The sequence below is a fragment of the Jeotgalicoccus nanhaiensis genome (assembly GCF_015235105.1).
Classification (GTDB): domain Bacteria; phylum Bacillota; class Bacilli; order Staphylococcales; family Salinicoccaceae; genus Jeotgalicoccus; species Jeotgalicoccus nanhaiensis.
Genome location: NZ_JADGLW010000007.1, coordinates 1 through 20185 on the forward strand (window position 1 = coordinate 1; position 20185 = coordinate 20185).

Consider the following 20185-nt stretch of genomic DNA (forward strand, 5'->3'; position numbering starts at 1 on the left):
AATCCACCTTCGCCATTTAAATAATCTGTTACGACTGTTAACTTAAATTCAAAACTATGTTTATTATTTTTCATACAAAAACTCCCCTTAAGTTGAATAGTAAGTACAACTTAAGGGGAGCACGTCAGATTTTATCTCAGCTCTTTTTTTGTGCCTTATTTTATTTTGAACGTTTATCGAATTTCAGTACTGCTTTCAGCAGTGTTTCAACCCCTGTTTTCATTCCTTCTTCATCAATGTCGAACATAGGATTGTGATGAGGGATATCGGCTTTTTTCTCGCTGTTTCTGACACCGGTGTAGAAATAACAGCCGGGTTTTTCCTGGATGAAGTAGGAGAAGTCTTCTCCGCCCATTGCAGGCCCCACTTCTTCAACCCCTGAAACGAACGCTGCATCTTCCCTGACATTACCTGTAACGTAGTCTAAGAGAGCATGATCGTTTTTCATCGACGGATAGCCGTACATAATTTCGAGATCGGCATTAACATTAAAACTTGCGCTGATGCCGAGACAGATCTGTTCCAGTCGTTTAGCTACTGTTTGTCTTACGTCCTCAGTGTAAGTTCTGAAGGTTCCTTTAATTTCTGCCTTGCCGGGAATAACATTGAACACTGAGCCGGCATTATATGCGCCGATTGTCACAACTGCTGAGTCAAGAGGGCTTACAGAACGTGATACAATCGTCTGTATTTGCTGAATCAGCGATGCCGAGGCAACAATTGGATCATGAGTCACCTGAGGTGTCGCACCGTGTCCGCCGAGCCCGTTAACGGTAATTTTAAACGAGTCCGCATTCGCGTACATCGTATCGTAGTTATATTTAATAGTACCGACAGGAAACTTAGTGGAAACATGTGTACCGAATACATAATCGATATCGTCGAGCGCACCATCTTCAATCATAGCCTTGGCTCCGCCCGGCAGCAGCTCTTCGGCATGCTGATGTAAAAATACGACGTTGACCGGCAGCTCATCTTTATGTTCTGACAAAATTTTAGCCATCGTAATCAGCATAGCTGTATGTGCATCGTGTCCGCATGCATGCATTACACCGGGAATTTTTGATTTATACGGCACGTCTTTTTCATCGTTTATCGGCAGCGCATCAAAGTCTGCACGCAGTGCGACCGTTTCAAACTCATCGTTTACCTGAAGCCTTGCAACGATCCCGTTTCCTCCGACATCCTGTCTGATATCGAGACCGAGATCTTTTATTTGATCGTAAATCCATTTTTTCGTATTCATTTCCTGAAAAGAGATTTCAGGATGCTGATGCATATATCTGCGAAGATCCACCATCGAATCATAGCGGTCGTTGATTAGTTTTTTTATATCCATTATCGTGACTCCTTTTCTAAATACGTAAATACAGATTCAAGCATGACGCTTACCGCATTGACCATTCCTTTTTCATCGATATCAAAATGAGCATGGTGATGAGGGAAATCTGCTTTAAAGCTTGAGTTTTTAACGCCGGTATAGAAGAATGTTCCCGGAACGCGCTGCAGATAATAAGAGAAATCTTCGCCGCCAAGATCCGGTTCAAGTCTGATTGTTTCGTTGACAGTGGAAATTTTGTCCGCACTTTCTACTACGATATCTGTCATTCTGTCATCATTGACTACAGGCGGATAGCCCTTCATATAGTCGAGATCGAATGATACACCAGTCGTTCTGACCAGCCCTTCAAGTGTCCTGTTGAGCTCTTTAATCATAGTTTCCTGCATGTCGTGATTAAACGAGCGGATGGTTCCGCCGATAGTTACTTCATCCGGAATGACGTTATGCTGATTGCCGGCATTAAACATCGTAATCGACAAAACGACAGAGTCCATGGCATTTGTGCGTCTTGTTACAGCATATTGAAGCTGATTGCAGAGCGCAATGCCGGCTGCGACCGGATCAATTGTATCGTGCGGACGCGAAGCGTGGCCGCCGCGTCCTTTTAAAGTAATGGTAAAGTCATCGGGGATACCGGTCGCAGTGCCGTATTTATAACCGGTTTTTCCAACATCAAGTGATGTAGTCACGTGCTGGCCGAAGATGGCATCGACGCCGTCGAGGCAGCCGTCTGCAATCATTTGAATGGCTCCGCCGGGATCTACTTCTTCGGCGTGCTGATGAATGAACACGATATTGCCTTTCAATGTATCTTTCATGCCGCTCAGAATTTTAGCTGCGGTAAGTACAATCGCCGTATGAGCATCGTGTCCGCATGCATGCATCACGCCCGGAACTGTAGATTTATACGGTGTGTCTTTTAAGTCCTGAATCGGCAGTGCATCGAAATCCGCTCTTAATGCGACGGTCGGAAGCGATTCATCCACAATCAGTCTGCCGACCACGCCGCGCCCGCCGACACCTTCACGGACATCGATGGAGAGACTGCGCAGATAATCTGCGATATAGGCAGGTGTATGAACTTCTTTAAACGACAACTCCGGATACATATGCAGATGCCTGCGCAGCTGGACCATCCCGTTGTAATTCTCGGCGACTGCAGATTCAATTGATTTTACGTCCATTTAATCACCGATTCTTTTTCTAAAATTTTCATGAACATCATCAATGCTGTTTCCATTGCATCTTCGTCGATATCAAACATATCTGTATGATGGGCAGGTGTTGTTTTCTTTTCTTCATTGCCGGTACCTGTGTAGAAGAAAGCACCCGGCTTATTTAAAATATAATAAGAAAAATCTTCACCGATCATTAAAGGATCGGCTTCTTTGTAAGGAAGTCCGAGCTCTTTTGCAGCATCGGCAATAAGCTGAGCTTCTTCTTCATGGTTAATTACAGCAGGATAGCCGAATTTATATTCCATATCTGCAGAAGCGCCTCGTTTTTTAGTTGTATATTCCACTTCCTGTTTGAAAATTTCATAAATTTTTTCTTTAACTTCCTGTTTAAACGTACGGACAGTACCCGTAATTCTGACAGTATCAGGAATGACATTAAACGCGTCTCCGCCGCGCACGCTGCCTACAGTAACGACTGCATTCTCAATCGGCGAAATCTGGCGTGCTACCGCGGTCTGTAAATTGGTAATCAGTTCTGCGGCGACGACAATCGGATCAACCGTCAGGTCCGGATATGCAGCATGCCCGCCGGAACCCTGGAGCGTTATGTAGAAACCGTCGGGGCTCGCTATCATTGCGCCCGGTTTCGTCTGCACTTCATGTGTATCGAACTGACTCCAGTAATGCTGGCCGTAGACTTTATCAACACCGGCGAGCGCATCGTCATCGACCATTGCCTTGGCGCCTCCCGGCTGTTCTTCCTCGCCGTATTGGAAGATAAAAGATACAGTGCCGCTTAAATTGTCTTTATTATCCATTACAGCGTCCACAAGGCCTAAAAGGGTACTCGTATGACCATCATGACCGCAGGCGTGCATAGCCCCTGGATTTTGCGATTTATAAGGCACATCTTTCTGGTCTTCAATCGGAAGTGCATCAAAATCAGCACGGACGGCAATGTGCGGACTGCCCGAGCCGATTGAGGCAACGATACCGGCACCTTCGTTTTCATCGTTTTTACCGACATTTTCACGAATGTTTAATTCAGGGTACTGTTTAAGCTTACCTAGAATAAACTGGTATGTTTCTTTCTCTTTAAATGATACTTCCGGATGCATATGCATGTGGCGTCTCGCCGTGACCATCCCGGGAAGTTTTGATGATGCGATATCTCTAATACTCATGATTGAACCTCCATAACTGTTTTCTATTCATATTATCAGAGCGAGCCTGAGTTTAAAATATATAAAGCTTAAAAGTGAGAAAATTACAACAATATAAACAATTTGATATCGTTCAAAGAAAGCGCTTAGATATGCTAAAATGTTAGGTAAGGAGGGGACGTATATGTCACAAAAATTAGAACAGTATTTACAAACAAATCTGGAATATTTAAAAGACAACGGTCTGTACAATGAGATAGATGTAGTAGAAGGTGCAAACGGTCCTGAAATTACAGTAGCAGGCAAAAGCCTGATTAACTTATCGTCTAATAACTATTTAGGTCTTGCAACGGATGAAAAATTAAAGGAAGCAGCGATAGAAGCAATTAAATCACACGGTGTAGGCGCTGGAGCGGTACGTACAATTAACGGTACGCTGGATCTTCACGTGGAACTGGAAAACACGCTTGCAGAATTCAAAGGAACTGAAGCAGCAGTTGCTTTCCAATCAGGCTTTAACTGTAATATGGCGGCAATTCAAGCTGTTATGAATAAAGAAGATGCGATTTTATCTGATGAATTAAATCACGCGTCAATTATCGACGGGTGCCGCTTATCTAAAGCTAAAATTATCCGTGTAAACCATTCTGATATGGATGATCTCCGTGCTAAAGCAAAAGAAGCGGTGGAATCAGGACTTTATAAAAAAGTAATGTACATTACAGACGGTGTATTCTCAATGGACGGCGATGTGGCGAAACTGCCTGAAATCGTCGAGATCGCAAAAGAATTCGACTTAATCACATATGTCGATGACGCGCACGGTTCAGGTGTAATGGGCAAAGGTGCCGGTACAGTTAAACATTTCGGTCTTGAAAAAGAAATCGATCTTCAAATGGGTACATTATCGAAAGCAATCGGTGTTGTCGGCGGTTATGTTGCCGGGTCACAGGATTTAATCGATTACCTGAAAGTCGCGGCACGTCCGTTCTTATTCTCGACGTCGTTAACTCCAGGAGATACGAAAGCAATCACTGAAGCGGTTAAAACTTTAATGGCTTCAACTGAGCTGCACGATAAATTATGGGAAAACGGCGACTATCTGAAAGCCGGCCTGAAAGATTTAGGCTTTGAAATCGGCAACTCGGAAACACCGATTACACCTTGTATTATCGGTGACGAGAAAAAAGCTCAGGAATTTTCAAAACGTCTGAAAGAGGAGGGCGTTTATGCAAAATCAATCGTCTTCCCGACAGTGCCGAAGGGTACGGGACGCGTAAGAAACATGCCGACAGCGGCACACACGAAAGAAATGCTCGACCAGGCGCTTGAAATATACGCGAAAGTCGGCCGGGAAATGGGAATTATTAACTAAAACATAAACTTTTCGATAAGGGGAAACAATCATGGAACGAATTATAGTTACAGGGGCGCTCGGACAGATTGGGACAGAGTTAACCGTTAAATTAAGAGAAATTTACGGTGAGGACAATGTTCTGCCGACAGATATTAAAGAACCTGTGGATTCACCGCTCGAAGGCAAAGCTTTCGAAATTCTGGATGTCACGGACCGCGAAGCGATGGAGCGTATTGCCAAAGAATTTAAGGCGGATACGATTATGCATCTGGCCGCACTTTTAAGCGCAACATGTGAAAAGGATCCGATGCTTGCATGGAATATTAATATGGGCGGACTGGTTAATGCACTGGAAACAGCCCGCACACTTAATCTGCAGTTCTTTACACCGAGCTCCATTGGCGCTTTCGGTCCGACGACACCGAAGAAAGATACGCCTCAGATAACCATTCAGCGTCCGACTACGATGTACGGGGTGAACAAAGTATCGGGTGAATTGCTGTGCGATTACTACTTCGATAAATTCGGCGTGGATACGCGCGGGGTGCGTTTCCCTGGTCTGATTTCGCACGTAAGAGAACCGGGCGGCGGTACGACGGATTATGCTGTGGAAATTTATTTTGAAGCGGTGAAAAATGGTAAATATACATCATTTATCGGTAAAGATACCTTTATGGATATGATGTATATGGACGATGCGATTCAGGCCATTATTGACCTGATGGAAGCGGACAGCAGCAAACTGGAAAACCGCAATGCCTTTAACGTAACGAGTATGAGCCTCGAACCGGAAATGGTGGCGGCATCAATCCGCCGTCATTATCCCGGCTTTGAACTCAGCTATGATGTTGATCCTGTCAGACAGGGCATCGCAGAAAGCTGGCCGGATAATATCGATGCAGCGGAAGCGAAACGCCAATGGGATTTCAAGGCATCTTTTGATTTGGATAAAATGACTGATACAATGATAGAAGCGATACAGGAGAAGAACCCGGCGGGAATTTAAGAAATGTCCCGTCCGGTTCGTGGAGGGTGACGAATGGACCGTATCATTTTATACGATAAGGATGGGACACTGTTAAATTTTCATAAACTGTGGACACCGTATGCAAAAAAATGCATAGACGAGTTTGCAAAAGATTTTAATGCACATGATATAAAGTCGGAAGTTGCCGAGGAACTGGGCTACATCGATGAGGAAATTAAAGCGAACTCGACAATTGCCTCAGGCACCGGCAGCGATATTCACAAAGTCTTTGAATCATTCAGACAGGGCGGGGGAGAATGGGCGAAATCTTTTTATGAATCCAATCTTCAGATGCTCGCTGATGATATGGTGCTGATCGACGGTGTTGAAACAGTGCTGGAACACGGTTTAAACAACGGTTATAAAAATGTAATCGTGACGAGTGACAGCAGGGATTCGACGCTTAGATTTATCGAGAAATTCGAGCTGCAGCCGTATATATTTGATGTAATTTGCGGCGACGATAACGATTATCACAAACCGCAATTCGGTTTTATTAAAGACTTTATCGATAAACACCAATATGCAATTGAAGATCTTGTGATGGTGGGGGATAACGCTGCAGATACCATGCTCGGCTACGATGAAGGCTTATACACCATCGGCGTGCTGAGCGGCACTGGTCAGCTTGAACACCTGACTGGAGCGGATAAGATAGTCGACAGTATTATGGATCTGTACGATGCAGACGGGAAGTTCATTCTCGATGCATGAAGTATTTATGAAAGCTGCGATTGAAGAAGCCAAAAAAGCAGCAGCTTTAGGAGAAGTGCCTATTGGGGCAGTTATTGTCAAAAACGATGAAATAATCAGCCGAGCACATAACCTGCGCGAAACCACCCAGAATCCCGTAACTCACGCAGAACTGCTCGCGATTCAGGCAGCATCTGAAGCGGTCGGCTCATTCAGGCTGGAAGACTGCACATTATATGTCACGCTGGAACCATGTGTGATGTGCTCCGGCGCGATAATAATGTCGAGGGTGCCTCTCGTAGTTTACGGCGCGCCGGATCCTAAAGGCGGCACCGTCGACAGCCTGATGAATCTGCTGGACGAACCGCGGTTTAACCATCGTGCAGATGTGGTAAGCGGTGTGCTGCAGGAAGACTGCAGTGAGATGCTGAAGACATTCTTTAGAAACTTACGCATGAAGAAGAAGAAAAACTCCCTTTGAGACCGCTGTCTGCGGACTCGGGGAGTTTTTTGTCTCGTCAGCTTCTGCGGGTTTCAAGCATTCACTCCCTCCCCATAATAAAAGACCGAAACTCAAAGGTTCCGGTCTCACGATCAAACTATTTTTGATATTTTAATCGGCTAAATGCGTCGTGCTGGTGGATGCTTTCTTCGTTGCGGCATTCAAGTTCGAAGCCTTTCACCCAGTCGAGCTCGACTAAGTCATATGCCACCAGACGGATTAAATCTTCGACGAAGCGCGGATTTTCATAAGCGCGTTCTGTGACCATTTTCTCGTCTGTACGTTTTAAAATCGGATAGAGCTGGCTCGATGCGTTAATTTCAAGAATTTCATATAAATCTTCTTTATAAGTCGCAGGGAGCTCCGCGCTGTCATCGATATCGATGAGAACCTTAACATTGCCCCGCTGGTTATGTGCACTGTATTCACTGATTTCTTTCGAACATGGGCACAGTGTAGTGACCTGGGCTGTCATGCCGAATTGCTTGCGAGTAAATGATTCTCCGTCGAATGCTGCAGAATACACAACATCCGCGTTTGCCACCGCATTTAAGCCGGTACCCGGCGAGGGCTTGTTAAAGAACCATTTACCGTCGACAGTCAGTTCTGCTGAATTCTGTTTCATGCGTCCGCGCAATTTCGACAGGAGTTCTTTAATTGTGTCAAAATCGAGTGGTACACCGCCGCTGTTGACAGTTTCCAGAGATTCGATTAAACGGCTCATATTGATGCCTTTTTCATCTTTTTCAAGGCTGGTTGCCAGCTCAAAGTTGCCGACTGACTGGAAATCACCGATGACTACAGGGTAAGATAAATTATTAATGCCGACAGAATCGACTTCAAAAAGGAAGTCTTTACGTGAGTTTTGTAAATCTGCCATATCTTCTTTAACTTTTGGTTTAGTGCCTTCAATAGGGTCAACTGAACCAAAATATTTAAAACGACCTTCTCTTGTCGTCAAGTCAAATTCTTCCATTTATAATGCTCCTTAATCAATTTCGTAACTGTAAAAGTTCTCGTACCTCATCCACCGTTCTCTGGCATCGTCACCCTGCTGGGTATCTGCAGCAAGATCTTCGAGCAGCTTGCCTGTTTGTGAACGATGAGCGGCCATAACATCCAGTTTCCGTTCTGTATAGCCGTCAATATCGATAACGATATCCGGTTCGCCGAGATCGTCGAAAGTCCGGTTATCAAAGGCGACAAGCTGGAGCGCCGGACGTTTATCCGGAGAGATGTCCGTCAGTGCTTCTATTACAGCATCTGCAGTAGCCTCGTGATCCGGATGGACTGAATAGCCCGGATAAAATGTAATAATACGCGTCGGTGCGAGCTCGGCGATTAAATCGGTAATGACACCTTTAAGTTTACCATGTTCTTCGAACTCGAGAGTTTTGTCTCTGAATCCGAGCAGGCGGAGATCATCAACACCCATAATACGCGCTGATTCCTCAACTTCGGCTTTACGGATAGAATGGAGCGATTCGCGCGTTGCAAACGGCGGGTAGCCGAGGTTCCGTCCCATATCGCCGAAAGTCAGGCAGGCGTATGTGACAGGGACTCCCGCTTCTCTGTATTTCATTATTGTTCCGCTGACACCGAATGCTTCATCATCGGGATGCGGGAAAACAACAAGTACGTGATTTTCCTGTGAAAAATCCATGTGATTTCCTCCTACTTAAAGAATGGTTTCGTTGAAATTTCAAGCGCTGAAGCGAGTTTGCCTTCGGCGTTAAAGCCGTGCATGATAAACTCCCCGTTCTCGCCCTCGATATAATGCGTTAAGCCGAGAACGTAAACCCAGCCGCCGTTAGCGAGCTTTAGCCCGACACGGTGCTCTTTTGAGCGGTTGCCGCCGCGGATAGTTGCCTGAATGAATTCAACCTGAATATTGCGCAGGAAGGTTCCCGCATTAAAGATATTGTCATCCAGATGACTCGCGTACATGCCGCTTGTTATTTCAACATGCAAGTAGACCGGTGTATTTTCATATTCTGTTAAGATTTTCTGAACATCCTGTTTTACTATTTTCTTCATTTCCATGAATAGAAAACTCCTATAATTATAATATCAGCTACCATATTAAAAGAGATAGCAAGCTATCTCTTTCTTAGTTCAATACTTTATCTACAACTTCGATCTTTTCTACTGAATTGTAAGCGCCATGTCTGACAACACCGACATGCTCATTCATCTGCCAGCCGTTTTTAATTGCGCTGGTGACGAAAGCTTTTGCCAGCTGTACTGCTTCAAGCGGCTCTTTGCCGTTGGCAAGGTTAGCTGCGATGGATGCTGCAAATGTACATCCCGCGCCGTGGTTAAAAGCAGTATCGAATTTTTTTGATTCGAGCAGGTGAAGTTCCGTGCCGTCGTAGAAGACGTCAATTGCAGAATCACCCTCGATGCCCGTGCCGCCTTTAACGACAACATAATTCGCACCTTTAGCATGAATTGCCTTAGCTGCTTCTTTGATTTCATCAAGTGTGCGCGGAGTTTTAACGCCCGCGAGGTGTCCCGCTTCAACCAGATTCGGTGTGACGACTGTTGCATTCGGAATCAGGTTCTCAATCATTGATTCGACAAGCCCGGGGTTCAGGACTTCATCGTCTCCTTTACAAACCATAACAGGGTCGACAACGAAATGTTTGGCATTTGAATTTAAAAAAGCTTCCTTCGAAAGTTCTACAACTTCTTCTGAAGGCAGCATCCCTGTTTTAATGACATCGGGATTTAAAGAAAGTGCTGTTTCGAGCTGATTTTTAACATCTTCTATTGGTATTGGGCTCACGCGGTGAGACCAGGTTGATGGTTCCATTGAAACTACAGTGGTTAAAACACTGAAGCCGTAGGTTTCATGCTCCTGGAAAGCTTTTAAATCTGCTGCGATTCCAGCGCCGCCGCTGACGTCTGTCCCGGCTATTGTTAACGTTTTTGCAAGTGCCATTATATTTCCCCCTAATTGTACTGATAGATATTGTCATTTTACTATAATTAGCGGTGTAATTCTAGAGCATTGCTTACAACGATGATATAATGAAGTTTTAGTATGGAGGTGCGTTAAAAATGGCAGATTTAAACTGGGAAGAAATCTTTCGCAGCATTACGAATAATCATGATTTCACAACGATGAGACAGACATTAAATGAACGCTACAGAAAGGGCGAAGTTTATCCGCCGGAAGAACAGGTATACACCGCCTTTGAATTAACACCATTTAACAGTATTAAAGTTGTAATTTTGGGACAGGATCCATATCACGGGAAAGGCCAGTCGCACGGTCTTGCATTTTCAGTGAACGAAGGCGTTAAAATTCCGCCTTCACTCAGAAATATATATAAGGAGCTCGAGAGCGACCTCGGTATCGTCAGAACAACCGGTAACTTATCGGACTGGGCCGAAGAAGGCGTCCTCTTGTTAAACACTGTGCTGACAGTAGATGCGGGAGATGCAAACTCTCACCGCGGACTCGGCTGGGAACAGTTCACGGACGATATTATCCGTACGATTTCAGAGGAACTTGAGCATGTTGTATTTATTCTCTGGGGGAAACCGGCGCAGAAAAAAGTTAAATTAATCGACACTGATAAACATAAAATAATTACTTCAGTTCATCCAAGCCCGCTCTCTGCATTCAGGGGGTTTTTCGGTTCAAAACCGTTCAGCCAGACAAATGCTTATCTAGAATCTGCCGGCCGCGGACCGATTGACTGGAGCGAACAGCATGAATAAGCAGATTGCAACAGAATTAAAAAGAGAATTAGAGTTTATAGAAGCGGGTATCGAGGTATCCAAGCATGCCTACGCCATGCAGAAGCTACTTGGGCTACTGGCTGATTCAGATGATAAACAGCCGGATCCGGAGCCGAAATTAGAAGATAATATGACAATCCGCCGCACCCCTGTTGCCAAACGGGCGGTGGACGAGGATGATGATGGTAACGGCAGAGATATTTTTGATTTTTAATGGAGGTCGTTTCACCTAATGTTAGTATTCATCATCGTTGGTGCAGTGTTTTTCATTCTTTCGTTTGTGTTCGGCAGGTATAGAAAAAAGCTGCGGAAAGAGCATATAAAAGCGTGGAATAAAGCGTTGAAATATATGAGGTATACTTCACTGGCACTAATTATTGCAGGGCTTTTGTATGTGCCCGAAGTGCAAATCTTAAAATTCGGCGGCTGGCTGTTTATTTTCAGTCTGATACTTTATTCAAGTTCGCTGTATCTTATTTTTATTAAAAACAGAGAAAAAAGCGGGGGAAATTAGTCACATGAAATTATTTATTATATTAGGCGCAGTCAATGCATTTATCGCAGTCGCATGCGGTGCATTTGGTGCGCATTTATTGGAAGGAAAACTCAGTGAACACTACCTTGGTGTGTGGGAAACTGCAGTTAAATACCAGTTCTACCATGCACTTGGACTTATCGCGATTGGAATTTTAATTCAGGTTACAGGCGCGCAATTCCTAGTTGCAGCAGGATGGTTCATGACAGCGGGAATTGTCTTCTTTACCGGATCACTTATGGTGCTGGCATTATCAGGCATTTCAATCCTCGGTGCAGTCACACCGATTGGCGGAGTAATGTTCCTGATCAGCTGGGCACTTGTTATTATTGGAATCGCAAAATTATAGTATTTATTCGTGAAGGGGCTGGGACATAAGTCCAGCCTCTAAATCAAAAAGCGCACTTGCTTTCCAGGGGCGTCGCGTGAGCCTGTAGTCTCACGCAGACGCTACTCCCCTAGGAGTCAAGTGCGCTTTTTTATATGGAAATATACGTATATCTCTACAAAAAAATAAGACCCTCAGATACAATGTAAGTAACGACACAAACAATGAAAAGAGGAATCTTATGTATAAAAATTATAACATGAACCAAATCACACTGCCACTCGAAACAGAAATCCTGATTCCAGACAATGATATCTCGAAAGCGGTACATACACTGGTCGAAAGTATGCCGGAAGATGTGTTTGATGAGTTCGGACAATCTCAAGGGGCGTCGTCCTATCATCCCAAAATGATGCTGAAAATCTTACTCTGTGCCTACAGTCAATCCGCATTCTCCGGTCGTAAGATTGAAGCGTTACTGCAGGACAGTATCCGAATGATGTGGCTGGCGCAAAATCAAACCCCCTCGTATCGAACGATTAACCGATTCCGTGCGCATCCGAAGATGGCGGCGCTGCTTCAGTCTGCCTTCATCCAGTTTAGAACTCAGCTGGAATCGAATGGCTTAATTGAGTCGGATGCGATTTTTATAGACGGTACAAAAATTGAAGCGAATGCCAATAAGTATACCTTTGTCTTTAGAAAGAATATCGACCGACACGAGTCGGCGGTGTTGGAAAAATCTAAAGCAAAATATGAAGCGCTGGTCGAATCAGAAGTGATTCCAGAAATGATTCGGGAATCGGAGGGGCCATTGACGGCATCGGAACTGGCGCATATTCATACGCAACTGACAGACACTGAAACCGAACTCACTGAACAGATTGAACGCACTGAAGATATACCCACCCGCAAAGCGATTCGCACAGAGCGTTCAGAGATTCGCAAATCCAAGAAAGCCATGAAAGATTATTTGGACCGGCGCTTAAACTATCAAACCCAACGTGCGCTGATGAGAGACCGTAACAGTTATTCCAAAACCGATACTGATGCGACATTCATGCGCATGAAAGATGATCACATGCAGAACGGCCAGTTGAAATCCGGCTATAACTTACAGATTGCGACCAATAATCAGTTTGTGTTGGGATATGATATTTATTGGAATCCCACCGATACCCGCACGCTCGATCCCTTTCTCCATACGATGCAGCACACGTTCCAGCACCTGCCGGAATATATTGTCGCCGATGCCGGGTATGGCAGTGAATCCAATTATGAGTGCGTCGTCGACACATATGAACGTCAGGCATTGATTCCTTACAATACGTACTATAAAGAACAAAAGAAACGGTACAAAACAGATGAGATGCACCCGAATCATTGGGAATATAACGCAATCGATGATTACTATGTCTGTCCGAATGACCGCCGTTTACCTTTGAAACGGCATACGACTCGAACGGACAAATATGGTTATCAGCGGGTATTTAAAATATATGAATGCGAGGACTGTCAGGCATGTCCGTTGATGGCATTGTGTAAAACATCTGCACCGGATCAGCCGAAACGAATTCAAAAAAATATGAACCTGGAGTATTTCAAAGCTCAGGTGAACCAGACGCTTTCAAGCCCGGAAGGTCGACGTCGATACGCGCAACGCAAAATCGATGTCGAAACGACTTTTGGAAACTTGAAGGCGAATTTGAGATTCACTCGGATGTCTGTTCGGGGGAATACTCCGGTCCGTAACGAATTGGGCATCGCTTTAATGGCGGTGAACCTGAGAAAACTCGTCCGGCAATCTGTGTTTACTATACTTAAACCACTAAAAAACGGCTGGAACATCTTAAAATCAAGATGTCCCAGCCGTTTCTCTTATTGCTTCAGGGCTTTTGTCCCAGCCCCTTTTTTGTGTTTTCGAGAATCTGTAGCGTCTGGAAGTTCGATGAAGTTGTTTCATAGGAATCCGCGGCGTTTATCGTCTTCACTATCCAATATTCTAAATTAATTTAAACAAAAATGTTTACAAATTACGCTAATGGTTGTATAGTTATATACATAGATATATAACTAGATGACTTAATAAGAAAAATATAAAGATGGAACCTAGGAATAGAAGGGAGGCTGCGATGTGTCGAAGCTGCTGAATGAGAAGAAACCGATTTATGAGCAAATCAGGGACTGGCTGGCTGATCAGATTATTGACGAAACACTTGTTGAACACGACAAAGTGCCGTCGACAAATGAGATTGTCACGTATTTTAAAGTGAATCATATAACCGTATCAAAAGGTGTAACAGAACTTGTGGAAGAAGGCGTATTATACAAAAAAAGAGGTGTAGGAATGTTTGTCTCAGAAGATGCACGCGGCAAACTGCTGGAAAAGAGAAGAGAAGGATTTGTAGAAGAATATTTAAAGCCGTTGCTTGAAGAAGCGGGGAAACTGGATTTAAGCAAAAGCGATATACAAAAAATGATTGATATGAACAGGAGTGAAAAATAATGACCTTAAAAATAGAGGGCGTAGATTTAGATATTAAAAAAGATACTATTCTGACCAACATTAATCTTGAACTCGCACCCGGGAAAATATACGGCCTGCTCGGGCGGAATGGTGCAGGAAAGACGACCCTGCTGTCGCTGATTGCATCGTACAGAAAAGTGACTGCGGGCAGTATTACCCTGGATGAAAAAACGGTGTACGAGCAGGACGAAGTGATGCAGCACATCAATTTCCTGTATAACCCGAAAGATACTTCGGCAGAAAACGATAAGGTGACGGAATATATTGAATCCGGCTCTATTTTCCGCGATGATTTCGACAAAGAATATGCCTATAGGCTGCTTGAAAAATTCGATATTGATACAGAAAAAGCATACAGCGCCTTATCGCAGGGACAGCAGGCCGCAGTGACAGCAACGCTTGGTCTGGCATCATTATCTAAAGTAACGATTTTTGATGAAGTCACCAACGGTATGGACGCGCCGACCCGGGAATTGTTTTACAGCGAAGTGCTTGAAGCAAAAGGACGCGAGGAACGAATTATTATTCTTTCAACGCACATTATTTCAGAAATGGAGCACTTATTCGATGAAATTATTATGATGCATGAAGGACAGATTATGCTGCAGGAGCCGACATATGAACTCCTTGAGAAAGGATATACTGTCGCAGGTAAAGCGGAAAGAGTCAGAGCGTTTACCAAAAACAAGCATGTAATCAATGTAAAGTTTTTAGGCGCGCTGCAGATTGATACGGTGCTGGGCAAAATAACGCCTGAAGAGATGGAAATCGCAGAGGATGACCATCTGGATATATCGCCATTGAAACTGCAGGAGATGTTTATCAGCCTGACAGATAAAAAGAAAGAGAAGGAGTGATACTATGACTGCTAAATTAAAAGAAACGACGAAAATTTTCACGAGCATTTTTCCGGTATGGTCGCTCTGGTATATCGGTATTCTGCTGATTATCTATATTATCTCGCATATCTTTTCAAGTGAGGGAATGTCAGCATTTTTCGGTTTCGGCATGACTGCCAACCGCACTTATCTGTTCGTCCTGGCAATTATTTCAGTGCTGATGTTTATGGAGTGGGCAGTGAACATGGGAATATCGAGAAAAACATTTTATAAGTCGATGATGATTACGGGATTGGTAACCGCAGTATTTATAACGGCGGTTGTCGGAATTGTCTCATTCGGACTGTCATTTACACCTTTCGCCGGTGATTATCTGTTCGCGGAAAATATTGAACATTTAACAGACTTTGAACATGTGATATTCCACTTCTTAAGCGGACTCTTATTCTGGGCTGCGGGTGTTCTGATTGCAGCTGCGTTTTACAGAGGATTCTGGCCGGGCATGCTCTCTGTTCTAGCCGGAATTGCGGCCATCATGCTGCTGATTTTCAATGAAGATTTGCTGAACTATTTCGGAACAATCGGCAATATGGCCGTGTACCTTGGCTTCGTAATACTGCTCGTGCTGACTGCTCTCTACAGCTGGCTGGCCTACAGAGTCGTTAAAAATATACCGGTAAAATTCGGCTGATAAAAAGCGGAAGTTCATTCTTGAGCTTCCGCTTTTTTCATAAGTGATTACTGAACAATATTCCAGAACTTTTCCGCCGCTTTTGAAACAGGGACATCTCTTAATTTCATGACGACGGGTTCCACGCTGGCTTCGAACTGGGTAAATTCATATATTCTCAAATGTTCGACAAACAGCGATTTATAATTCATCCGGGGAATAATAGAAATACCGAGTCCCCGGTTAACGAGCGCAACGAGTATTGGAATATCCTTGCATTCAATAACGATGTCAGGCTCAATATGATGTGCCTTAAATATTCTGAGAAGGCTGCTGTGAAATGAATAATCTTCCATTTCGCCGAGCATAATAAATGGCAGATGACCAATATCTTTCAGTGCAGGCTCAGCCGGCAGTGATGGTGCCCAGCTGTCCGGAACAATGAGAATACTCTGTTCAGGGTCCAGTGATTTTGTATCGAACTGCTCTGTATTGCCCGGTCTGATCAGCAGTGCAAGATCAATTTCCTGCTGTTTCAGCTTATTTAGTAAAGTTTCGGAATCACCGGAATGTATACTGATTTTAATCTTAGGAAACTGTGCTCTGAACTCTGCAATATAATCGATCAGCATATTGTAGCAGGCCGAAGATACACCGACATTGACAGACCCGGCGGAACCTTCTTCAACTTCGTTAATTCTTTTCTTAACCTCTGCCATCTGTCCGAGAATCTGTACTGCATACCGGTAAAGTAGCTCACCTGACTCAGTGACTTCCCATTTTTGACGATAGCGGCGGATTAACTCGGTATTAAAATCATCTTCCAGTTTTTTTAAAAGCTGGCTTAAAGGCGGCTGTGCAATATGCAGTCTTTCAGCAGCTTTTGAAATACTTCCCTGGTCTACAATTTCTTTATAATACCGCAGCTGGCGAACATCCATAGCAATCCTCCTTCTCATATGTAATTACATATGATTATATTAAATATATATATATTATTAATATAACAGTATAAGGCGTATAATTATATACTGAGACTTTTTAGAAAGGAATGATAACTATAGACCATATAAATACAACTGTTAAACGCTTATTTTTATATTTTATCGGTTTGTTTTTTCTTTCTCTGGGCGTAAGCTTTTCTATTCAGGCAAGTCTGGGTGTGTCACCCGTTTCCTCACTCGCTTATGCATTTACGCTTTCTTCAGGACTATCTATCGGTCTGATGACCATAGCCGCTAACGTATTATTTATTATTATTCAAATTATTTTAAGCAGAAGATTTAATTTCAGAGAATCAATCGTTCAGCTGCTGATTGCATTTCTGTTTGGTTTTATGATGGATTTTACATTATTTCTTGTACAAATACTGCCGGCACCTGAAACATGGATGATGAAAGCAGTATTTTTAGCAATCAGTTTATTTGTTGTATCTATCGGACTGCTCGGGTACTTCAGCGCGAAATTCCCGCTGATGCCGTATGATGAATTAACACACGTTATCAGTGAGAAATTTAAGATGCAATTCAGTAAAGCTAAAATTACCAGTGATTTATTAAACGTTGTCGCAGCAGGCTTAATATGTCTGATCTTTATTCAGTCACTCGGTTCAATCGGTATCGGCACCTTGATTGCTGCCTATTTTATCGGAAAAATTACCGGCTGGATGATGAAGAAATATCAGCATCATTTAATCCGCTGGTCAGGGCAGCGTAAAGAAATTGCAGAAGAAGTCATTGAAACTGCAGAACCGTGGAATGATGCGGAATTCGAAGAAGAACTATCGGATGCGCGTGAAGAACCTGCATCGCCATAATATATGTTAAAGAATCTCATGAATTGAGGTTCTTTTTTTTATACAGCTGTAACGAACAAAAGGATATCACTTTCATTTACCGGAAATTTTTAATAACATATGACGCAATGTTGAAACTAATCAAGCGAAAGGAAGTTAATCATGAACCGCATGCCGTTTTTCGATAATGCGAGAGTAATCTTAATTTTTCTCGTTGTGTTTGGCCATCTGATTCAGCCTTTTGCGGTTGACTCGCAGCTGGTCAATTCAATTTATGCATTTATCTATATCTTCCATATGCCGATGTTTATCATGCTGGCGGGTTTCTTTGCCAAAGGGATTGGCGAACCGAAATACATTTTAAATCTGGCAAAAAAGCTGCTGCTTCCATATTTGATGTTCCAGGGCTTGTATACGCTGCTGTATTTTCTGCTCGGACGCGAAGAGTGGTACAACGGCATACTGCACCCGCAGTGGGCGATGTGGTTTTTAGTCAGTCTGTTCAGCTGGCACATTCTGCTTGTTCTGTTTAAAAAAATTCCGGCGACCTTAAGTATTCTGCTTGCGGTGTTAATCGGTATTGCGATCGGCTATATTGACCTGTCGGGATTAGGACTCAGTCTGTCGCGCACCTTCGTCTTCTTTCCGTTCTTTTTAACGGGTTACTTTATGACGAAGGAACACGTGAAACTGATAAAAACCAGAAGCATAAGTATCGCAGGAATTATTTTTATGCTTGCGCTGTTTACTTTTATTTATCTCTTTATCAACGTGGATGTGACACTCGACACGGACTGGCTGTCCGGGGCGGTAGCTTATCGCCGTCTGGAAGCGGAAATCAGCGGAGGGCTGATGCGCCTCATTATTTATATTCTTGCTGCTCTTTTAATTGTGAGCATGATTGCCTTAATACCTTCCGGCGATTTCGGCTGGCTGACGAAAATCGGCGAGAAAACATTATATGTATATCTGCTGCACGGTTTTATCATTCAGCCGTTCAGGGAGTTTGACATTCTCTGGTATAACCATTGGTATGAGACTTTCTGGCTCGTGCTGCTGTCGGCTTTAATCGTTATACTGCTGTCGAGCAGACCGGTGGTGACATTAACGCGGCCGCTGGTCGAATTGAAGTGGAAGGAATAAGTTTTAAAAGACGCAGAAATTCCGGTGGAATTCTGCGTCTTTTGTTATTTTATGTATGATAATTTTAATAGCGGGTAATATATAATTATAAGTAATTTTACATAATTAAATAACGGTAATGGGGGATTAACATGATTATAAATGTTAAGGAACTGCTGCCATTTCTAATTCCGTTAATGATACTCCAGCTGCTGTTAATGATTTCCGCCTTAACAATGATTATTCAGCAGCGGCGTTTTAAATATTTAAACAGAGCGGTCTGGATAATTATTGTCATCGTTTTTAATATTGTCGGTCCGGTCCTGTATTTTGTGATGGAACGTAAATAAGCCTATAACTCTGTTTCTTCAATTTCTTTTCTGAGCTCTGAGACTTCCTGACGCGTCATCGGAGCGAGATGCCCGTGAATATAAGTTTCATAAGGCACTTTGTCGACGGTTTTAATGTAAGAGTAAAACTTGTCTGCATCATATCGGCCGTCCAGTTTGTAAAAGTCGCCCGTGTCGGCATCACCGGCGAAGAGCACTTTATCTTCCGGAATAAAAACGACGGCCCCGTCATCGGAATGCGGGTTAGTGACCGGTGTTACTTCGACTGTGACCCTGCCCAAATTCAGTGTTAAATTGCCGCTGAATTCAATGTCCGCTGTCACGACTTTAATGTCATTAACATTATCGTATTCAATTTTCATATGGGTATCGCAGAATTCGCATTCTTCACCGGTCTCCAGACGTTTTGCCATTGCTTCAGGCGTCCACTCCCATTCAGTGATTGTGTTCAGGATTTCGTTAGTATTGATATGAGTCATTGTCGTGCCGGGAAAAGCGTGCATTCCGAAAGTATGATCCCAGTGCCAGTGGGTAATCAGAGCGATTTTCGGTGCGGGCAGACCCGCTTCTTCAATGGCCACGAGCATTGCCGTGAGGTGTGCTTCTGAATTGCCGGCATCGACGAGCACGCTGTATTTTTCGCCGTGTATGTAGCCGAGATTCGGACGGTCGCGGTGACTGTCGAACGGCAGAATATAAACGTTTGGTGATATTTGAGTGAGCATATTTATCTTCCTTTATACAGACATACAGAAAACCACTTAACATGAGTTAGGTGGTTTTTATCTTGTCTTATTTTCTTTTCTTCCCTTTTGAAGAAGATTTGTCATCTTTGTTAAGAAACTTCTGTACAACTTTATTTATAATAATTGGTGCGATAAAAATTGCCGCACGTTTAAGTAAACGTCCCATAAGTTTACCTCCTAAATGATAGATACTTATATATAACCATTATCTCATATCGTAAAACTAATCAGTTAGAAAAACAGATTTACATGAGCAAAAAA

Annotated in this window: 24 protein-coding genes; 15 read left to right on the forward strand and 9 right to left on the reverse strand. The window is 43.5% G+C overall.

Annotated elements, in window-relative coordinates; genetic code table 11:
• Positions 1-160: 160 nt before the first annotated feature.
• Genes IR135_RS08990 through IR135_RS09000 form a run of 3 tightly spaced genes read right to left on the reverse strand, consistent with a single transcriptional unit; the run spans position 161 to position 3704 of the window.
• The gene (locus tag IR135_RS08990) at positions 161-1339 is read right to left on the reverse strand and encodes a M20 metallopeptidase family protein (protein ID WP_135098734.1); all 1179 of its coding nucleotides are present in this window, start codon (positions 1337-1339) and stop codon (positions 161-163) included.
• Positions 1339-2526 (reverse strand): amidohydrolase, encoded by a 1188-nt coding sequence (locus tag IR135_RS08995; RefSeq protein ID WP_135098736.1) that lies wholly within the window; start codon positions 2524-2526, stop codon positions 1339-1341. Before IR135_RS08995 ends, IR135_RS08990 begins: the two co-directional genes overlap by 1 nt.
• A complete protein-coding gene (locus IR135_RS09000) occupies positions 2517-3704 on the reverse strand; it encodes a M20 metallopeptidase family protein (protein WP_135098738.1) in 1188 nt (395 codons plus the stop codon). The genes IR135_RS08995 and IR135_RS09000 overlap by 10 nt, the downstream gene beginning before the upstream one ends.
• A 163-nt stretch (positions 3705-3867) precedes the next feature.
• Here IR135_RS09000 and IR135_RS09005 point away from each other — a divergent pair, with 163 nt between their 5' ends.
• The 4 genes from IR135_RS09005 to tadA are packed head-to-tail and all read left to right on the forward strand — an operon-like array spanning position 3868 to position 7241.
• Positions 3868-5058: a glycine C-acetyltransferase gene (locus tag IR135_RS09005; RefSeq protein WP_135098740.1), complete on the forward strand. Its 1191-nt coding sequence runs from the start codon at positions 3868-3870 to the stop codon at positions 5056-5058.
• Between the two features lie 31 nt (positions 5059-5089).
• Complete coding sequence (locus IR135_RS09010) at positions 5090-6046, forward strand: NAD-dependent epimerase/dehydratase family protein (RefSeq protein WP_135098742.1); 957 nt, start codon at positions 5090-5092, stop codon at positions 6044-6046.
• Between the two features lie 33 nt (positions 6047-6079).
• Positions 6080-6781 carry an HAD family hydrolase gene (locus IR135_RS09015; RefSeq protein WP_115885247.1) on the forward strand — a complete coding sequence of 234 codons (702 nt, stop codon included), beginning with the start codon at positions 6080-6082 and terminating at the stop codon, positions 6779-6781.
• A complete protein-coding gene (tadA, locus tag IR135_RS09020) occupies positions 6774-7241 on the forward strand; it encodes a tRNA adenosine(34) deaminase TadA (RefSeq protein WP_135098744.1) in 468 nt (155 codons plus the stop codon). The genes IR135_RS09015 and tadA overlap by 8 nt, the downstream gene beginning before the upstream one ends.
• 118 nt (positions 7242-7359) lie before the next feature.
• Here tadA and folE2 read toward each other — a convergent pair whose 3' ends face one another.
• The 4 genes from folE2 to thiD all read right to left on the reverse strand — a co-directional run bounded on the left by folE2 (position 7360) and on the right by thiD (position 10206).
• A complete protein-coding gene (gene folE2, locus IR135_RS09025; protein WP_135098746.1) occupies positions 7360-8238 on the reverse strand; it encodes a GTP cyclohydrolase FolE2 in 879 nt (292 codons plus the stop codon).
• A gap of 12 nt (positions 8239-8250) precedes the next feature.
• Complete coding sequence (bshB2, locus tag IR135_RS09030) at positions 8251-8925, reverse strand: bacillithiol biosynthesis deacetylase BshB2 (RefSeq protein WP_135098748.1); 675 nt, start codon at positions 8923-8925, stop codon at positions 8251-8253.
• Between the two features lie 11 nt (positions 8926-8936).
• A complete protein-coding gene (locus IR135_RS09035; protein ID WP_135098914.1) occupies positions 8937-9299 on the reverse strand; it encodes a DUF1806 family protein in 363 nt (120 codons plus the stop codon).
• Positions 9300-9372: 73 nt separating this feature from the next.
• Positions 9373-10206 carry a bifunctional hydroxymethylpyrimidine kinase/phosphomethylpyrimidine kinase gene (thiD, locus tag IR135_RS09040; protein WP_135098750.1) on the reverse strand — a complete coding sequence of 278 codons (834 nt, stop codon included), beginning with the start codon at positions 10204-10206 and terminating at the stop codon, positions 9373-9375.
• Between the two features lie 119 nt (positions 10207-10325).
• Here thiD and IR135_RS09045 point away from each other — a divergent pair, with 119 nt between their 5' ends.
• The 8 genes from IR135_RS09045 to IR135_RS09080 all read left to right on the forward strand — a co-directional run bounded on the left by IR135_RS09045 (position 10326) and on the right by IR135_RS09080 (position 15932).
• Positions 10326-10991 carry a uracil-DNA glycosylase gene (locus IR135_RS09045; RefSeq protein WP_135098752.1) on the forward strand — a complete coding sequence of 222 codons (666 nt, stop codon included), beginning with the start codon at positions 10326-10328 and terminating at the stop codon, positions 10989-10991.
• Positions 10984-11226, forward strand: a complete 243-nt coding sequence (locus IR135_RS09050) for a hypothetical protein (RefSeq protein ID WP_135098754.1) — start codon at positions 10984-10986, stop codon at positions 11224-11226. Before IR135_RS09045 ends, IR135_RS09050 begins: the two co-directional genes overlap by 8 nt.
• An 18-nt stretch (positions 11227-11244) precedes the next feature.
• A complete protein-coding gene (locus IR135_RS09055; protein ID WP_135098756.1) occupies positions 11245-11526 on the forward strand; it encodes a DUF423 domain-containing protein in 282 nt (93 codons plus the stop codon).
• A gap of 4 nt (positions 11527-11530) precedes the next feature.
• Positions 11531-11896: a DUF423 domain-containing protein gene (locus IR135_RS09060; protein WP_135098758.1), complete on the forward strand. Its 366-nt coding sequence runs from the start codon at positions 11531-11533 to the stop codon at positions 11894-11896.
• A gap of 220 nt (positions 11897-12116) precedes the next feature.
• Entirely contained in the window at positions 12117-13886 is a 1770-nt protein-coding gene (locus IR135_RS09065) for an IS1182 family transposase (protein ID WP_228063476.1), read from the forward strand.
• Between the two features lie 123 nt (positions 13887-14009).
• On the forward strand, positions 14010-14381 hold the full coding sequence (locus IR135_RS09070; protein WP_135098760.1) for a GntR family transcriptional regulator: 372 nt from the start codon (positions 14010-14012) through the stop codon (positions 14379-14381).
• Positions 14381-15259, forward strand: coding sequence for an ABC transporter ATP-binding protein (locus tag IR135_RS09075; RefSeq protein ID WP_135098762.1), 879 nt, complete (start codon positions 14381-14383; stop codon positions 15257-15259). The genes IR135_RS09070 and IR135_RS09075 overlap by 1 nt, the downstream gene beginning before the upstream one ends.
• A 4-nt stretch (positions 15260-15263) precedes the next feature.
• Positions 15264-15932, forward strand: a complete 669-nt coding sequence (locus IR135_RS09080; RefSeq protein WP_135098764.1) for a hypothetical protein — start codon at positions 15264-15266, stop codon at positions 15930-15932.
• A 47-nt stretch (positions 15933-15979) separates the two neighbouring features.
• Here the strand turns inward: IR135_RS09080 and IR135_RS09085 are convergent, their stop codons facing one another.
• Entirely contained in the window at positions 15980-16852 is an 873-nt protein-coding gene (locus IR135_RS09085) for a LysR family transcriptional regulator (RefSeq protein WP_135098766.1), read from the reverse strand.
• A gap of 119 nt (positions 16853-16971) precedes the next feature.
• Here IR135_RS09085 and IR135_RS09090 point away from each other — a divergent pair, with 119 nt between their 5' ends.
• The 3 genes from IR135_RS09090 to IR135_RS09100 all read left to right on the forward strand — a co-directional run bounded on the left by IR135_RS09090 (position 16972) and on the right by IR135_RS09100 (position 19178).
• The gene (locus IR135_RS09090; protein WP_369891472.1) at positions 16972-17727 is read left to right on the forward strand and encodes a YczE/YyaS/YitT family protein; all 756 of its coding nucleotides are present in this window, start codon (positions 16972-16974) and stop codon (positions 17725-17727) included.
• A gap of 141 nt (positions 17728-17868) precedes the next feature.
• The gene (locus IR135_RS09095) at positions 17869-18849 is read left to right on the forward strand and encodes an acyltransferase family protein (RefSeq protein WP_135098768.1); all 981 of its coding nucleotides are present in this window, start codon (positions 17869-17871) and stop codon (positions 18847-18849) included.
• A gap of 131 nt (positions 18850-18980) precedes the next feature.
• Entirely contained in the window at positions 18981-19178 is a 198-nt protein-coding gene (locus tag IR135_RS09100; protein WP_209307411.1) for a PLDc N-terminal domain-containing protein, read from the forward strand.
• A gap of 2 nt (positions 19179-19180) precedes the next feature.
• On the opposite strand, the gene IR135_RS09105 is transcribed toward IR135_RS09100, so the two are convergent.
• The gene (locus IR135_RS09105; RefSeq protein WP_135098772.1) at positions 19181-19903 is read right to left on the reverse strand and encodes an MBL fold metallo-hydrolase; all 723 of its coding nucleotides are present in this window, start codon (positions 19901-19903) and stop codon (positions 19181-19183) included.
• Positions 19904-20185: the final 282 nt, after the last annotated feature.

What these genes read in the sequence shown, in the direction of transcription:
- IR135_RS09080 (WP_135098764.1), top strand. Translation starts at nt 15,264, where the DNA reads ATGACTGCTAAATTAAAAGAAACGACGAAAATTTTCACGAGCATTTTT.
- IR135_RS09015 (WP_115885247.1), top strand. Translation starts at nt 6,080, where the DNA reads ATGGACCGTATCATTTTATACGATAAGGATGGGACACTGTTAAATTTT.
- bshB2 (WP_135098748.1), bottom strand. Translation starts at nt 8,925, where the DNA reads ATGGATTTTTCACAGGAAAATCACGTACTTGTTGTTTTCCCGCATCCC.
- IR135_RS09050 (WP_135098754.1), top strand. Translation starts at nt 10,984, where the DNA reads ATGAATAAGCAGATTGCAACAGAATTAAAAAGAGAATTAGAGTTTATA.
- IR135_RS09100 (WP_209307411.1), top strand. Translation starts at nt 18,981, where the DNA reads ATGATTATAAATGTTAAGGAACTGCTGCCATTTCTAATTCCGTTAATG.
- IR135_RS09060 (WP_135098758.1), top strand. Translation starts at nt 11,531, where the DNA reads ATGAAATTATTTATTATATTAGGCGCAGTCAATGCATTTATCGCAGTC.
- IR135_RS09065 (WP_228063476.1), top strand. Translation starts at nt 12,117, where the DNA reads ATGTATAAAAATTATAACATGAACCAAATCACACTGCCACTCGAAACA.
- IR135_RS09075 (WP_135098762.1), top strand. Translation starts at nt 14,381, where the DNA reads ATGACCTTAAAAATAGAGGGCGTAGATTTAGATATTAAAAAAGATACT.
- thiD (WP_135098750.1), bottom strand. Translation starts at nt 10,206, where the DNA reads ATGGCACTTGCAAAAACGTTAACAATAGCCGGGACAGACGTCAGCGGC.
- IR135_RS08995 (WP_135098736.1), bottom strand. Translation starts at nt 2,526, where the DNA reads ATGGACGTAAAATCAATTGAATCTGCAGTCGCCGAGAATTACAACGGG.
- IR135_RS09005 (WP_135098740.1), top strand. Translation starts at nt 3,868, where the DNA reads ATGTCACAAAAATTAGAACAGTATTTACAAACAAATCTGGAATATTTA.
- IR135_RS09010 (WP_135098742.1), top strand. Translation starts at nt 5,090, where the DNA reads ATGGAACGAATTATAGTTACAGGGGCGCTCGGACAGATTGGGACAGAG.
- folE2 (WP_135098746.1), bottom strand. Translation starts at nt 8,238, where the DNA reads ATGGAAGAATTTGACTTGACGACAAGAGAAGGTCGTTTTAAATATTTT.
- IR135_RS09000 (WP_135098738.1), bottom strand. Translation starts at nt 3,704, where the DNA reads ATGAGTATTAGAGATATCGCATCATCAAAACTTCCCGGGATGGTCACG.
- IR135_RS08990 (WP_135098734.1), bottom strand. Translation starts at nt 1,339, where the DNA reads ATGGATATAAAAAAACTAATCAACGACCGCTATGATTCGATGGTGGAT.
- IR135_RS09045 (WP_135098752.1), top strand. Translation starts at nt 10,326, where the DNA reads ATGGCAGATTTAAACTGGGAAGAAATCTTTCGCAGCATTACGAATAAT.
- IR135_RS09105 (WP_135098772.1), bottom strand. Translation starts at nt 19,903, where the DNA reads ATGCTCACTCAAATATCACCAAACGTTTATATTCTGCCGTTCGACAGT.
- tadA (WP_135098744.1), top strand. Translation starts at nt 6,774, where the DNA reads ATGCATGAAGTATTTATGAAAGCTGCGATTGAAGAAGCCAAAAAAGCA.
- IR135_RS09085 (WP_135098766.1), bottom strand. Translation starts at nt 16,852, where the DNA reads ATGGATGTTCGCCAGCTGCGGTATTATAAAGAAATTGTAGACCAGGGA.
- IR135_RS09055 (WP_135098756.1), top strand. Translation starts at nt 11,245, where the DNA reads ATGTTAGTATTCATCATCGTTGGTGCAGTGTTTTTCATTCTTTCGTTT.
- IR135_RS09095 (WP_135098768.1), top strand. Translation starts at nt 17,869, where the DNA reads ATGAACCGCATGCCGTTTTTCGATAATGCGAGAGTAATCTTAATTTTT.
- IR135_RS09035 (WP_135098914.1), bottom strand. Translation starts at nt 9,299, where the DNA reads ATGAAGAAAATAGTAAAACAGGATGTTCAGAAAATCTTAACAGAATAT.